Below are 14,404 nucleotides of genomic sequence, written 5' to 3' on the forward strand. Positions count from 1 at the left end.
ACTTCATCCTTCAGGCAGTGCAGCGCTATTACGCAATGCGTTGCGTGTTCCGGACAACATGCCGTATAATACTACAATACTTGTGCAAAACGTTGCGATAGGCAATGCAAATGTTTGACAAAACTGTCATCCGGTGCGAACGGGTCACGAAATCATACGTTGAGGGTGATCAACAGCGCACCGTGTTGCACGACATTACAATCACAGTAACTGCTGGCGAATTTGTGGTGTTGCTTGGCAAGAGCGGCAGTGGCAAGAGTACGTTACTCAATCTGGTCAGCGGGATTGACACGCCGAGTTCGGGCGCAATCTGGGTGGCTGGCCAGCGGCTTGACCAACTGAGCGAACGGGAACGCACGCTCTTTCGCCGCCGGTCAATCGGGTTTGTGTTCCAGTTCTACAACCTTGCGCCAACGTTGACGGCGCTAGAAAATGTGTTGTTGCCGCTCGAGTTAAACGGCCAACGCGGGCTGGCGGCGCGCACAACAGCGTTAGAGATGCTCGCTGCGGTAGGGTTAGCCGATCGTGCTAACACCTATCCTGATCGCCTCAGCGGCGGCGAACAGCAGCGAGTGGCGATTGCGCGCGCGCTGGTGCACAACCCTGATCTCGTGTTGGCCGATGAGCCGACCGGTAATCTTGATAGCGATACCGGTGCGCAGGTGCTTGATCTGCTCGACCGGCTCACCCGGCAGGTGGGCAAAACGTTGCTGATGGTGACGCATAGCCGCGAGATGATTGGAGTTGCCGATCGGGTTTTCCAATTGCGCAATGGCCGGATCAGCGAAGAAACCATGCCGGCAATGCGATGAGCAGGTTGTTAGCCGTGAGTGACGCTTTATTCAGCCGGTCGCAAGAACAAGGTGTTACGATTCATTTGTGACTGGCATCTGTAAGATAAAGAAGTTATGTCTTACTTGTTTAATGAGGAGGTGGACGAAGTATGATGCAACCCAATCACCATGCAACCCCAAAGGCGCCGCGCTGGATCAAGACTGCTGCTGGCCAGTGGGCGTGGGCCACGAATGAAGAGTGGCGCCGCTTTGCTGATCGGGCACTAAGCGTCAGTGAGCGCCAGCAGTTGTTGGCCGAAGCCGAACGGTTGCATTCTCAACACGCACCGACTGTTGACTACGCATAGACGGCGCGGGTCAACGTTCAATGATTGCGGGTGGCGCCATTGCCACCCGCATTGTTGTGTTTGAGAGGAGGTGGTGCGCGCCGAAGAGTAGGGGCATAGCTACGCTATGCCCCTACTCTTCGGCGCGCACGCCTAACACGATGCTGCTGCCGCGAGGGATGTAGTCACCGTTATTGATCCCGATCACCTGATTGTTGCCTACGACCCGCGCAGCGCTGACCACTTCGTTGGGCGCGTAACGATCGAAATTGGGCAAACGGTCACGGCCTTGCACATCAACAAACACGAGCGTTAATCCCGTCGTATCAGCTAAGATGGCTTCGGCCTCGGCGCGGCTGCGCCCAATCACGTCAGGAAAGCGCACGACATCGCCCAGACTGACATAAATTGTCACCGTATCGCCTTGCGGAATGCGCAGAGTGGCGCTGGGCGATTGGCGGATTACAAAACCCTCATCAACCCGCTGGCTCGGCTCTTCCACCACATTCACCACCAGACCGGCGGCAGCCAGTTGGTTGCGGGCAATATCTTGGCGTGTACCAGTGACGTTTGGCACTTCCACCAATAATGGCCCTAAGCTGACGGTATATGAGACCGGGCTGTTCTCTTCGACGCTTGTGCCGGGCGGGATGGCCTGCGTGATGACTATCCCCTGCGGCACGTTGCGGTTATGCTCGCTGCTGGGCACGGGAATGAGCTTATTTTGCTGCAACAACGAGCGCGCTTCGCCATCGCTAAGGCCCACGAGTTCGGGCACCGTGACGGTTGCTACCTCAGTAGGTGATGGCACGACCTCGGTGTTCTGGCCATTTGGCGGTGGGGTGGTCGTTGGCCGTGAGAGATTACCGAAAAGATTGTTCAGCATCCCGCTGCTGACGACAAAAACGACCGCCAGTACGCCGGCCAGTGTGAGCATCCCCACCAGAAAGACGCCGCATCCCAAGCCTTCTTGCCGCGGGGCGCGGGCAGTAGTTGGGCGCGGGCTGGGAATGGCCGCCGGACGGCTTGCTGTGACTTGAGTGGGGCGCGGCGGCGCGGCAGGCCGTCCTTGCGCCGGCGGCTCGACGCCGGGGTTGATCACCGTGGCTTGCGTCACCAGTTGTTCATATGAACGCAACTCTTCGGCCAATTCAAGCGCGCTGCGCTGGCGTAGAGCCGGGTCTTTAGCTAGCGCGCGGAGGATAATGGCTTCAAGCGCTGCCGGAATCTGCGGATTGTACCGGCGCGGCGGCGGCGGTGGTTCGCTAATATGCTTCATCGCCACCGCGACTGGCGTATCGCCGGTGAAGGGCAGCCGGCCAGTGAGCATCTCGTACAATACGACCCCCAGTGCGTAGATATCGGATTGTGGTGTCGCCGGGCGGCCCTGTGCCTGTTCGGGGGCGATATAGTCAACTGTACCGAGCGTAATGCCGGTCTCGGTCATCGCGGTGGAAAGATGGCTCTTCGCAACGCCGAAATCGGTAATGCGCACCTGCCCGTCATCGGTGACAATAATATTTTGCGGCTTAATGTCGCGGTGGATCAACCCGGCGCGGTGGGCGGCGTGCAAGCCGCGCGCAATCTGCTCGCCGATCCGCACCGCGCGCGGGATGGCGAACGGTGCTTCGCGGTTGATCAATTGCTTGAGCGTTGACCCTGCGACATACTCCATCACAATATAATGCTGGTCGCCATCTTGACCGACATCGTAGACATCAACCAGATTGGGGTGGCTCACCATCGCCGCCGCGTGCGCTTCGTGGCGAAACCGGGCCAGAAAGTCGGGATCGGTCATCAGATGGGGATGGGGAATCTTAATCGCTACCGGGCGATTCAGCCGCAGATCACGTCCCAGATAGACGCGAGCCATACCGCCATCGCCGAGCAGTCGTTCAATTTGGTAGCGACCGTCAAGTAGTTGTGGTTGCATTGGTAAGCGATCTTGCACAGACATCCAAATCAGTGACAATTTACCGCAATTTCACCGTGCGGGCTGGATTGGTCAACAGCGGGCCATTTGCATCAAGAATGGCTTCCAGCAACGCCAAGTTCACTACATCATCGCGGTTATAATCCAGCAAGGTTTGCAGTGCGGCGTGATCGGCATACTGCTCATAGCGATCCCACAGCCGCAGTGCATCGCGCCCGTTGAGGCCGGCAGAGGCGCGGGCAATGCCAAGTTTCTCTTCAACGCCCTTCAGCCCGCCACGCAACCCACGTCGGCGACATTCATGCAACAAATCGCGATGGGCGAATTCGGCGCGTAGATCGGCATACAACTGGCGCTTGATCACCGGCAGATCAAAACTGCTGCCGTTAAAAGTGACAATGGTCGTTACACGTTCTAACGCATCATACAGTGCAATATCACTAATCCCGCCGCCAACCAACTGAATGATGCCCCGGTCTTGCCGGTAGATGCCCAGCACGCTAATGACGCCGTTGTAGGCCGTTTCGATATCGAGATAGGCGCGCATGCCAACTCCTCTTGCAGCCGTCTCGCGCTCATTATGGCACGCCCCTTGCATGGCGTCAATGTGCGCTACATCCTATGCTATAGTAATCAACGTTTCAATGATGCGATTTGTTTCTTATAAGGAGTCGCTATGAGTACCTCGCCTCACCGCATCATTCTTGATACCGATCCCGGTATTGATGATGCGTTAGCTATTTTACTAGCGCTCGCTTCACCCGAGATCGAACTGGCCGGCTTGAGTGTGGTGCATGGCAACTGCACCTTAGCCGAGGCGGTGGCGAATGGTTTAGCCGTGCTCGAATTGGGCGGCGGCCAGTCGGTTCCGTTGTTTGCCGGTTGCGACCGGCCACTGCTGCGACCTCTGACTACGGCGCACGACACCCACGGCCAGCGCGGATTAGGCTATGCGCGGTTGCCGGCAGCGCAGTTACAGCCGGCGCGTGAACATGCGGTCGATTTTATCATTCGCACCGTGATGGCTGCGCCCGGCGAAGTGACGTTAGTCGCCGTCGGGCCGCTGACCAATGTCGCGTTGGCGCTGCGCAAAGAGCCACAGCTAGCCGGTGCGTTGCGCGCGATTGTCATGATGGGTGGCGCGCTGCGCGCTGATGGCAATGTTACGCCGCGCGCCGAGTTCAATGTGTATGCCGATCCGCATGCGGCCCAGATTGTCTTCTCGTCGGGTGCGCCGCTGGTGATTATGCCGTGGGATATCACCCGGCTAGTGCGGCTGCACGACAGCGAGATCAACCGGTTGGCGCAGGCCGGCAAGCCAATTGGGCGCTTCATCGCTGATGCGACCCGTTTTTACATCGAGTTTCACCGCCGATACTTTGGGTATGACGGTTGCGCAATCAACGACCCGGCAGCGCTGGCGTTGGTCTTTCTACCCGATCTGGCTACCTATGCCGATGTGCATGTGACTGTCGAGACGTGCAGCCCACTGACGATGGGTTTTACCGTGGCCGATTTCATGCTCCAAGATGGCCGCCAACCGAATGCGCGGGCAGTGGTAGCGTTTGATACACCGCGCTTCCTGTCGCTCTTCGTCGAGCGGATGCAGGCGCTTGAGGAGCGGTTGTACGGGGCGTCGTAGCGACAGAGTGGTCGTGCCCTATGACGATGGCGTCCGCCCCAAACGCGTTCGGATAATGTTGAGTAAAAAAGTTGCTGCTTCCAGCCGGAGGGCAATAGCAAGGAGCGTATAGATCGCGATCCCGGTGCTGCCCGCCACCGCCACCTGCGCGAGTGGCGGCCAGCTCTGGCCCAGCGTGGCAATGCCGCTTACGGCCAGCGCCATGATACCGCTGGCGATCATGCCTTTCGCCGTTGCTTCACCCAGCCGCAAACCGCCCAACGGCAACGATCGCTGCAACAGCCATGCGGTAATGATCGCATGGCCGATCCATTGAGCCGAATTGCCCAAGACTAACCCCAAGAAGCCAAGCGACGTCCATTCAGCGAGCGGCACGGCAACTGCCAGATAGCAGAGAATGGCTGCACCTTGGATCAAGTTGGGGGTGAGGGTATTTTTGCGCGCGTAAAAGGCAAACAACAACATCTGATCGATCGCGGCTGCCGGCAATCCCGGCAGATAACCGAGGAGCGCGAGCGCAGTGATGGCCGTATCTTCGGCGCCAAACGCGCCGCGCTCAAAGAGGGTGGCGGTAATCGGTTGGTTCAACGCGGCCAGTCCGGCAGTGGCCGGCAGGATCAACAACAACACAATCTTGATCCCCATTGCCAGTGTGGCTCGAAACGCCGGTTCGTCACCGGCAGCGCTCTGGCGTGAAAGGGTCGGCAAGACGGCCAACGCCACCGCCGAAGCGACTAGCCCCAATGGAAACTGGATCAAAGTGGTGGCAAAACGCATGGTCGAAAGCGCCGCTAGGAACCCTGATGCCAGCCAGCGGTCGATCACTGCGCCGATCAATGAAAAACCGATTCCAAGCGTGACCGGCGCATAAAGGCGCAAAATGCGCCGCACAGCCGGATGGCGCAGATCGAACCGGATGCGCAATTTGGCGTCGCGCAAGCCCGGCAACTGGATAAGGAGTTGCGCGCTAGCTCCCAACAACGTGCCGGCAGCCAGACTCTTGATCCCCACCAGCGGCGCTAGCGTCACAATCCCGATAATCATTCCGGTGTTGAAAGCAGCCGCCACAAAAGCGGGCAGTAAAAACCGGCGCTGGGCATGCAGCACAGCGGTAACGATCCCCGAAAGACCCATGAGCGTCACCGCCGGCAGCAGCCAGCCGACTAAAGCCACCGCTTCAGCTTGCAACGCCGACTCGGTTGGGCGAGCAAGCAACGCCACTGCGAGTGGTGCCTGCCATGCCAGTAGTGCGCTAGCGATGACCAGCATCGTAAAAGCGAGGGTGATGACTGTGGAAACAACGTGCCAGAACTCGTCACGGTCACGTTCGGCATATTCGCTAAACACCGGCACCAGCGCCGCGCTGACCGCGCCGCTGATCAGCAGCTCGTAGAGCGCATTGGGTAGCGTCCATGCCAAGGTAAAGGCATCAACTTCCAAACCGCGGCTGAAATAGGCGGCGATAATGGGTTCACGCACCAAACCCAACACGCGGCTGGCGACGTTGCCTAGACTAATCAGCAACGCCGCCAGCGCAATGCTCCGAAAGACGCTCGTCGAAGAGGAAGTCTCGGTCACAGGAATGTACTACTCGCCGCCAGCCGTCGAAACGGCCTCACCGGTGAACTGGGCAACAATCCGCCGTAATGCTTGTGGTTGAACCCGGAAGGTTGCGCCGCCGCCAAGTTCGACAATCGATGACGAATCAATCGCGTAGCGCAAGATATTCTCGCTATCAATCGTGCGGGCAAAGCTGGCGAGTTCGAGCATCGTGCGACGGTTGAGATCAGTGGTGACGTAGCCGCGTAGTGCGCCGGTATAGTCATCGAGGCTGGTCAATTGCTGGAGCAGCCCCCGGTCGCGGATACGGTAGAAAATGGCCATCAACACCTGCTGCTGGCGCTGGTTGCGGCCAAAATCGCTATCGGCGTGGCGAGTGCGGGCATAGATCAGCGCGCGCTCGCTATCCATCCATTGGCGCCCGGCATTGAAAGAGACCTCGATGGTGCCGTAATCTTCGGTGGGGTAAGCCGGGTCATAGATGGGGCGGGGAACGTCAATCTCAATCCCGCCAATGAGATCGATGATCTTCTTAAACCCTTCAAAATTGATCAAGATGAAATGGTCAACTGGCAACCCCAACAGCTTGCTTACCGTCGATTTGGCAAGCGCCGCGCCGCCGCCGGGGCCGAAGCGATTCTCACCAATCGCATAGGCGGCATTGATCCGGCCTTCGCCGCCGGTGGGATAACTCACCCAGAGATCGCGCGGAATCGACAGCATACTGACGCGCCCGGTATCGCGGGCGATATGAACTACCACGATCGCATCGGTGCGGGTGGGGCCGGCATCATCAGGCCGGGCGTCGGTACCCAACAAGAGAATGTTCATTTCGGGCCGACTGAGCCGCAGTGCTTCAGCGGTTGCCGTTGCTGCTGGCGGGTTGTCAACCGGTGGTGGTGGCACTAGGGTTGGCTGCGCTGCCGGAGGGGCTGGCGGCGGGCCATACAGCTCGTTGGTAGCAGTGATCGTTTGAGGGGTTGGCGCAACGCTTGCTTCAGTAGGCAACGTTACTGGCGTGACAATCATTGCGTCAATATCGGCCAGCGCCTGACGCCATTCAAAGGCAATCCGCAGCATCATGGCTACGGCAATCAGACTTATGATGAAAGCGGCGCTGGTTAGAATGCGCCTGCGCAAAGCCAACATAACCTCCTGCTCCGAATTTCAGATGCCGTTCGCTTTGGCTGTGCGACGTGACAACACCGAATCCACCTCGGTTTTTTGTCACTGTCGCGCATTGCGGCGATCGGACGCGGATCGGGCATCTTTGTGATAATCTTCCGCACCGATTGTTACTATACCATATCACGCTAAATACGTGAACATCAGGCACCATGATGGATAGCTGAAAAATGGCTGATGTGAGTGCGAATCGAGAGCAGTATTGCGTTTATTGCGGTTGCATTGCGGCTTTAGCCCGCCGGCTTCGTTTGAAGATGGCAGTTTGGCTGCCAATTGGGTTGCTAACTGCCGATCAAGCCCACATCGCCGCTCTCAATCACGCTCACTGCGCCGGAAGGTTCGCGCACGAGCAACGCACCGCTGCGCGTGACATCTATTGCTTCGCCGTGGATTGTTCCACTACCGGTCGTGATCGTGACCATCTGGCCAAGGGTAAGCAAACGGCTGCGCCACGCCTCCCACAACCGATCGCTATCACCATGCTGCAACTGGCGGAACCAGAAGTCATACTGGCGTAGCAATACCTGCAATAGCCTGAGCCGATCAATGTCCGGCGCACCGGCAATGGTCAAGGCTGTTGCGGGGTATAAAGTGGCTTGCGGATCAGGCGCGGCGCTCACATTGATCCCGCAGCCAATAATGGCCCACGCTAGCGTACCGTTATCCCAGCCGCCTTCGAGCAGGATGCCGGCGGTTTTAGCCCAGCCGGCGGGTGTCTGCACCAATACGTCATTTGGCCATTTCAACCCAGCGCGCAGCGGCGTTTCTGCTTCGATCGTTTCGAGCAACGCTACTGCCGCTAGCCAAATTAGGGCGGTGGGCGTTGTCGTGACGGCAGTTGGCGGGTGGAGGCCGAGCGAAAAGAGCAGCGCGCTGCCCGACGGTGCGACCCAACGCCGACCAAGCCGGCCCCGGCCCGCCGTTTGCTCTTCAGCAACAATCAATACCGGCAAGGCACTCGGTGGCAGGGTTGCGATGGCAGTACGCGCCAGATCCATCGTCGAGCCAACCTGTTCGTAACAGTGAATGGTGACTGGCAGGGTCGCGCCGGGTGCTAAACCGGCGCGAATAGCGTTAGCATCAAGCATACGTTTCTCTTGCCCGTGATGGCGAAAATGAAAAATCGCTAAAAATCCACCAAATGGTATGGACGCAGTAACAATTTTTCGTTATACTACTCACTACTGAAGCTATGCACGTACCCCTGCGGGTGCTCACCTCTTCGCAGCGGAAAGGATTCGCGTATGATCACATTTATCCTACTGGCGGCATTCATCCTCATTGCCGGAGGATTGTTCATTTCGCTGCGTCGGGTGCAGCCTGAGCCGATCCGGGTTCGGGTCCGCGATCGTAATTTGCCGCGCCGTCTGCGCCGCTAACTGTTCCCTATTGTACCGCAGCTTTGCGCGCCGCGCCTCCCCTCGCGTTGAGGGTTGGCGTGGTTGTGTTTTTAGGGAACTTTTTCCTTACTGGGAACGTCTCTTGAACCGGAATGTCAGTGCAGGTGTTGCCGGAGGGAGGATGCCGCATGCAGACAAGGCGTGCGTGGCGTTGGCTCGTGGTAGCGATGGTTTTAGTGGTGATAGGGCCGGCATGGCTGGCGCCAGCGGCTGCCCAGAATGCCGATGTAACGCTGACCGTGCGGCCCGCATTTCAAGGCTTTGCGCGCGCTAGCACATGGCTGCCGGTTGTGATCGAGGTGGCCAACAATGGGGTTGATCGCACGGCGGAAATAGTGGCCGGCACTCCGAATGGGCCGCTTCACAGCGCCATTATTGATTTACCCGGCGGGAGTCGCAAAGGCTTGACGCTCTATCTCCACATACAGGGTACGCCGCGCCAGTTGGGAGTGCGTGTATTGGTAAATGGCGAAGAGATCGCCACGGCGTCAGCGCGCTTGCAACCTGTCAGTGAAGGATTATTGGTAGGTGTCGTTGGTGAGCGGGGCGTGCGCCTTCCGGCCCAACTGGCGGATGGGATAAAAGTTACGAGTGTACCGTTAGCGCTGGCCGACATTCCGGCGGAGGGGTTAGGCTTATCGCCGTTTGATGCGCTGATCTTAACCGATGTCGCAGCCGCTGAATTGGCGCCGGCCCAGCGCAGCGCCTTGCAAGCATGGGTCTTACGCGGCGGGACATTGATTGTGAATGGTGATGCCGGTATCAGTCGCACATTAGCTTTATTGCCGGCTGAGCTAGTTCCGGTAATGCCGGGCAATCTCTTGCCGCCGATCAGCGATCCGCCGCTCACGCCAATGGCGCTAACGCCGCGAAAGGATGCGCAGCACCGCGTTTATCCGCTCACCCTGCCATTGCTTAATAGCCCAACGCCGCTAGCCTTTGACCAGTGGTACGGTGATGGTGCTGTCATTGTGCTCGCGTTCGATCTGGCGACACCGGAATTGAGCAATTGGCCCGGCTGGCGCGAGCTTTGGCAAACCCTCTTGCCGCCGCCGGCGTTCATTCCGTCAGGGATGGCGCTCGGTGCGAAGCTCTATGGGGCGTTTGTTGAAGAGAATCTGGCGAGCGCATTGACGAGCTTGCCGGCGCTTGATCTGCCTTCCATTAACCTGCTTGCCTTGCTGCTCGGCTGCTATCTCATCGTGGTAGGGCCGGTCACATACCTCGTTTTGCGCCGGCTCGATCGGCTAGCGCTCGGTTGGGTGGTGGTGCCGGCGATTACGGTAATCTTTGCAGTCATTGCCTATGGCGTCGGCTTCAACTTGCGCGGCGGCGATGTGATCGTCAGCCAGATCTCATTGATTGATGCCGCTGAGCCGGGGTTGGCGCGCGAACGAGATTTTATTGGTATCTTTTCGCCCGATCGCTCGACCTACCGGTTACGCGCGGTCGGTGAAACGCCGTTGGTGCGCCCGATCACCGTGCAGGGGCCGTGGAGTCCGGGGCCACCAGTTAATGGTCGCTATGTGCAGATAGCGCCTGATGGCCGGGTGGTGGAAGGGTTGAATGTGGCGCAATGGTCGTTGCAATCCGTGATACTTGATCGGATCGTGCCTTCACCCGGCCTTGAGGCGCAGATTACCGTCAATGGCGATCAGGTGCAGGGTGCTGTCATTAACCACAGCGACCACACGCTTGCAGATGTGGCCTTGGTGTATAACGATTATCTCTCGCTGATCGAGACGCTTGCACCGGGCGAACGACGCACGGTGCAGCTCGAGCGGCCTATGCATGCTTTTGAAGGCATCATGCTGAGCTATCTCATTTATGGCCCGAAATTTGACGAGCACGGGCGGGTGGGCCAACCGATACCGCCAGCGTTGCAACTGCGTAGCCGCATCCTTGATGCGTTGTACGGCTATGGCACGAATACGCGCGGCGCGCAGCCATTGGTGCTGGGTTGGTACAGCGACCAAGCAGTGCAACTCGAACCAGTTGATCGACGTGCAATGATGCAGCAGCTTGCCCTGATACGTGGCATTGCCCGGCTCACCATTTCGGGCGAGGTTATGCTGCGCAACAGCTTTGCCGCCTCGTTTGAGCAGTTGAGCAATATGAATAGTCCGTGCTATGCTGATAATAAAATCGGCATAGTGCCGGATGTGCAACCAGCAGTCATACGCTTTGTCTTGCCGCGATCGTTGAACGAGATACAGATCAATTGGTTGCAGTTCGATGTGCGTTCTGATGTCTTCTGGAATGGCCGGATCGAAGTCTACGATTGGAGTCAGGGCCAGTGGGAGGCGCTGTCGAGCGATCCGATAATTCAAAACCTATCCGTTAGTTTTGAACAACCAGCGCGCTTTCTAAACGGCAATGGTGTGATGCGGGTTCGTCTGCAACGGTTCGATCAAGTGCAGAGTTTTTCGTGTGTCTATGTGGATCCGGTCATACAGGGGCGAATGCCATGACGCTGGCGATCGAGACGATTGATCTCACTCACCGCTACAACAAAAAACTGGTTGCGCTTGACCAGCTCAATTTACGGGTGGAACAGGGCTGCATCTACGGCTTTATTGGTCCTAACGGCGCAGGCAAGACCACCACGCTGCGCATTTTGGCCGGCTTGTTGTCTCCTACCAAAGGCGAGGTGCGTCTGCTGGGCGAGCAGTTGACGACGCGCGCTGCGCAACGGCTGGTAGGCTATATGCCTGACTTCTTTGGAGTCTATGACGATCTGCGGGTGTGGGAATACCTCGACTTCTTTGCCCGTTGTTACGGGTTGCGCGGCGCGCGGCTGCGGCAAGTAGTTGATGAGTTGCTCGATTTAGTCGATCTGGCCGGTAAACGTGATGCCTTTGTGCAGACCCTATCGCGCGGGATGCAGCAGCGGCTCTGTCTGGCCCATGCGCTGGTGCATAATCCGCCCGTGTTGCTACTCGATGAACCGGCCAGCGGACTGGATCCGCGAGCGCGGGTGGAGTTGCGTGAACTGCTGCGCACGTTGCGCGATATGGGCAAGACGATTATGCTCAGCTCGCATATACTTAGCGAATTAGCCGAGGTATGCGATGCGATCGGGATTATCGATCACGGGCGGATGATCATTAGCGGGCCGCTGGCCGAGGTGCAGCAGCAGTTAGCGGCTAGCGCGCGGGCGCGGCTGCGTATTGCGCGCGAGCGTGACGTCGTCTTGGCGTTGGCGCTGCTGCAACGCCACCCGCTGGTGAGCGCCGCTAGCGCTGCCGCCGCCGATCCACGGGCGCTGATCATCGACTTCAGCGAGGCGCTTAATGAAGAGCAATGCGCCGCGATTCTCGCTGAATTGGTCAATGCCGGCGTTGCGGTCAGCGAATTCAGCGCGCGCAGCGAAAATCTGGAAGAACTCTTCCTGCGCTTGACGGCAAACACGGGCCAAGCCAATGGTTGAAGCGGGGGCAAACATGCCGGCAATGCCACTCTGTGCTGCTGGCGGACGGTAACACTATCGCTGCCCTTGGGTCGCTTGTCATAATAAGCTATCGGTGAGAATGCGTATGGCAACCCACATTCGTCGGCCACTGCTCAATCCGATACTGGTGCGTGAAGCGCGCACACGCATGCGCGGGTTTCGCCCGTATCTGATCCTGACCGTCTTTTTATTGCTACTGATCCTCAGTACGTTTGGCATTTATCAGTATATGGTGTTTCAGGCCCGCACCGGCATGGTGGTGCTCAGCTCGCATATTGGGCAGGCGCTCTTTAAGGGGTTAGCATTCACCGAGATGTTTTTTATCGTCTTGGTGGCACCGGTCCTCACCAGTGGCGCGATCAGCGGTGAGCGAGAACGGTTGACCTACGATATGTTGCTCGCCACTCCGCTCAAACCCGGCCAGATGCTGGCGGGCAAGCTCATCGGCGTGCTCAGCTATCTCTTGCTGTTGATTGTGGCGTCAATTCCGGTGTTCAGCACGGTGTTAATCTTCGGTGGGGTCGAGCTGCGCACGTTGATTTGGGTAGTTCTGCTGCTAGGCAGCGCCGCGCTCTTTTTTGGCACGATCGGGCTATTCTGTTCATCGCTGTTTGGCCGGACGACGCCGGCAACGATTGCTAGTTATACAATCGTGCTGCTCTTGAGTGGCGTGCCATTGCTGGTTGCGTCAATTTGGCCGCAGTTCAGCAACCCCATGGGGCAAAGCCCGCCGCCATGGCTGCTCTATCTCAATCCGTTTAGCGCGATTGTCGCGGTGACAACCGTCACTCCAACTGCTTTTCAACCCGACATGCCGTTTTTCGGTGTGAACGATCCCTTTATGCTTGTGCCCTTCTTATCGCAGTTTAGTGTCGGCATCGTCCGGTATGCGCCGGAGGGGCCAGTGCTCATGCCAGTCTATCGGGCCACCTTGTTAGGCTTCTGGCTGGGCACCTTTGTCTTGCTCTGGCTCAGCTCACACCTTGCCTTGCCAGCGCGGCGCTGGCGACCACGCTGGAGCGATTTGGGATTTGTGGCGGTGGTAGGTGCGATTGCGCTGTTGATGTGGGTGCGGATCGATTGGTGGTGGATTGTGCCACCGGTGGATCCGTGGCTGGTGCCGATGGAACCGATGCCAGTGCCGATCGATCCAGCGCCGGTGCCGTAGAGGATGTGGTCAAGGCGGAGGCATCTCAAGATTAGGATGACGTAAAGGCGGATGGTCAGGGCGGGTTTCAAACCCGCGCTGACCAGATCCGGCCCTGATCCGCGCTTGGATGTACCTTCAAGGTTGGACAGAACCTATAAGCGTAGGTATGGTTGATGGCTTTAAGATATGCTGGCTCATTCTCACCCTCCAGCCCCTCTCCCACTGGCGCGGGAGAGAGGTTGGAGGGTGAGGGTGTTGAGGCATCTCGCAGCGATCAGGGGGCGGGCGGTGCTACATCAGACTACGCAACACGCCAATCACGCGACCTTGGATGCGCACATTGTTGGGTGAAGTATAGATCGGCTGCATCGTCGAGTTGGCCGGTTGGAGGCGAATGCGGCCATCTTCGCGATAAAACTTCTTGAGCGTGACCGCGTTTTCGTCGATTAACCATGCCGCGACCATCTGGCCGTTCTCAGCCGTCTCTTGCCAGCGCAGCAACACAATATCGCCATCGTCGATCAGCGCATCGATCATTGATTGGCCGCGCACCTTCAGCGCATAGACCCCGTCGAGACGAGTGAGAGGCACCACATCGGCCGGGACCACGATTTGCTCGGCGCGGCTGTGGTCAATCTCTTCGGGGTCGGGCAGGGGCGAACCGGCGGTAATGGTGCCAAGTAAGGGCACGCGCCCGATCTCTTGGCTCAACAGCGCCGGCGACAAACCCGGAATGCTGATCCCGCGCGAAATCTTGTCGTTGCGGATGATCTTGCCCAACCGTTCGAGCACGTCGAGATTGTAGGAAACGACCGAGGTTGATGAGATGTTCAGATCGCGCTGAATATCGCGGATCGATGGCGAGATGCCGTGCGCTTTGATGTAGTTGACAATGTATTCGTAAATATCCGCTTGTCGATCAGACATCTCGCGTCTTCTCATGGCCGCTATCCTTTCATTAGG

13 protein-coding genes are annotated in these 14,404 nt (G+C 58.2%); 7 read left to right on the forward strand and 6 right to left on the reverse strand.

Going from position 1 to position 14,404, the window contains the following annotated elements; all coding sequences use genetic code 11:
* Positions 1-104 precede the first annotated feature (104 nt).
* Both Q1A59_RS03925 and Q1A59_RS03930 read left to right on the forward strand, forming a co-directional pair.
* Positions 105-812 carry an ABC transporter ATP-binding protein gene (locus Q1A59_RS03925; protein ID WP_366144856.1) on the forward strand — a complete coding sequence of 236 codons (708 nt, stop codon included), beginning with the start codon at positions 105-107 and terminating at the stop codon, positions 810-812.
* A 131-nt stretch (positions 813-943) separates the two neighbouring features.
* Positions 944-1,141, forward strand: a complete 198-nt coding sequence (locus tag Q1A59_RS03930; RefSeq protein ID WP_298405550.1) for a hypothetical protein — start codon at positions 944-946, stop codon at positions 1,139-1,141.
* 112 nt (positions 1,142-1,253) lie between these two features.
* Here Q1A59_RS03930 and pknB read toward each other — a convergent pair whose 3' ends face one another.
* The gene (gene pknB / locus Q1A59_RS03935) at positions 1,254-3,053 is read right to left on the reverse strand and encodes a Stk1 family PASTA domain-containing Ser/Thr kinase (protein ID WP_298405548.1); all 1,800 of its coding nucleotides are present in this window, start codon (positions 3,051-3,053) and stop codon (positions 1,254-1,256) included.
* 40 nt (positions 3,054-3,093) lie between these two features.
* The gene (locus tag Q1A59_RS03940) at positions 3,094-3,600 is read right to left on the reverse strand and encodes a ribonuclease H-like domain-containing protein (RefSeq protein ID WP_298405545.1); all 507 of its coding nucleotides are present in this window, start codon (positions 3,598-3,600) and stop codon (positions 3,094-3,096) included.
* A gap of 129 nt (positions 3,601-3,729) precedes the next feature.
* Between Q1A59_RS03940 and Q1A59_RS03945 the strand changes: the two genes are divergently transcribed.
* Complete coding sequence (locus Q1A59_RS03945; RefSeq protein WP_298405542.1) at positions 3,730-4,695, forward strand: nucleoside hydrolase; 966 nt, start codon at positions 3,730-3,732, stop codon at positions 4,693-4,695.
* A gap of 18 nt (positions 4,696-4,713) precedes the next feature.
* Here Q1A59_RS03945 and murJ read toward each other — a convergent pair whose 3' ends face one another.
* The 3 genes from murJ to Q1A59_RS03960 all read right to left on the reverse strand — a co-directional run bounded on the left by murJ (position 4,714) and on the right by Q1A59_RS03960 (position 8,528).
* A complete protein-coding gene (murJ, locus tag Q1A59_RS03950) occupies positions 4,714-6,273 on the reverse strand; it encodes a murein biosynthesis integral membrane protein MurJ (protein ID WP_299643959.1) in 1,560 nt (519 codons plus the stop codon).
* Between the two features lie 9 nt (positions 6,274-6,282).
* Positions 6,283-7,404 (reverse strand): LCP family protein, encoded by a 1,122-nt coding sequence (locus Q1A59_RS03955; RefSeq protein WP_298405536.1) that lies wholly within the window; start codon positions 7,402-7,404, stop codon positions 6,283-6,285.
* A gap of 317 nt (positions 7,405-7,721) precedes the next feature.
* Positions 7,722-8,528 (reverse strand): biotin--[acetyl-CoA-carboxylase] ligase, encoded by an 807-nt coding sequence (locus Q1A59_RS03960; RefSeq protein ID WP_298405533.1) that lies wholly within the window; start codon positions 8,526-8,528, stop codon positions 7,722-7,724.
* 156 nt (positions 8,529-8,684) lie between these two features.
* Here Q1A59_RS03960 and Q1A59_RS03965 point away from each other — a divergent pair, with 156 nt between their 5' ends.
* The 4 genes from Q1A59_RS03965 (at position 8,685) to Q1A59_RS03980 (ending at position 13,459) form a co-directional block, all read left to right on the forward strand.
* Complete coding sequence (locus Q1A59_RS03965; RefSeq protein ID WP_298405530.1) at positions 8,685-8,819, forward strand: hypothetical protein; 135 nt, start codon at positions 8,685-8,687, stop codon at positions 8,817-8,819.
* Positions 8,820-8,968: 149 nt separating this feature from the next.
* Positions 8,969-11,311 carry a hypothetical protein gene (locus Q1A59_RS03970; RefSeq protein ID WP_298405527.1) on the forward strand — a complete coding sequence of 781 codons (2,343 nt, stop codon included), beginning with the start codon at positions 8,969-8,971 and terminating at the stop codon, positions 11,309-11,311.
* Positions 11,308-12,270, forward strand: coding sequence for an ABC transporter ATP-binding protein (locus tag Q1A59_RS03975; RefSeq protein ID WP_298490375.1), 963 nt, complete (start codon positions 11,308-11,310; stop codon positions 12,268-12,270). Before Q1A59_RS03970 ends, Q1A59_RS03975 begins: the two co-directional genes overlap by 4 nt.
* A 106-nt stretch (positions 12,271-12,376) precedes the next feature.
* On the forward strand, positions 12,377-13,459 hold the full coding sequence (locus Q1A59_RS03980; protein WP_298405521.1) for an ABC transporter permease: 1,083 nt from the start codon (positions 12,377-12,379) through the stop codon (positions 13,457-13,459).
* Positions 13,460-13,732: 273 nt separating this feature from the next.
* On the opposite strand, the gene lexA is transcribed toward Q1A59_RS03980, so the two are convergent.
* Positions 13,733-14,383: a transcriptional repressor LexA gene (lexA, locus tag Q1A59_RS03985; RefSeq protein WP_366144857.1), complete on the reverse strand. Its 651-nt coding sequence runs from the start codon at positions 14,381-14,383 to the stop codon at positions 13,733-13,735.
* Positions 14,384-14,404 lie beyond the last annotated feature (21 nt).

The organism is uncultured Chloroflexus sp. (assembly GCF_937951745.1).
GTDB lineage: Bacteria > Chloroflexota > Chloroflexia > Chloroflexales > Chloroflexaceae > Chloroflexus.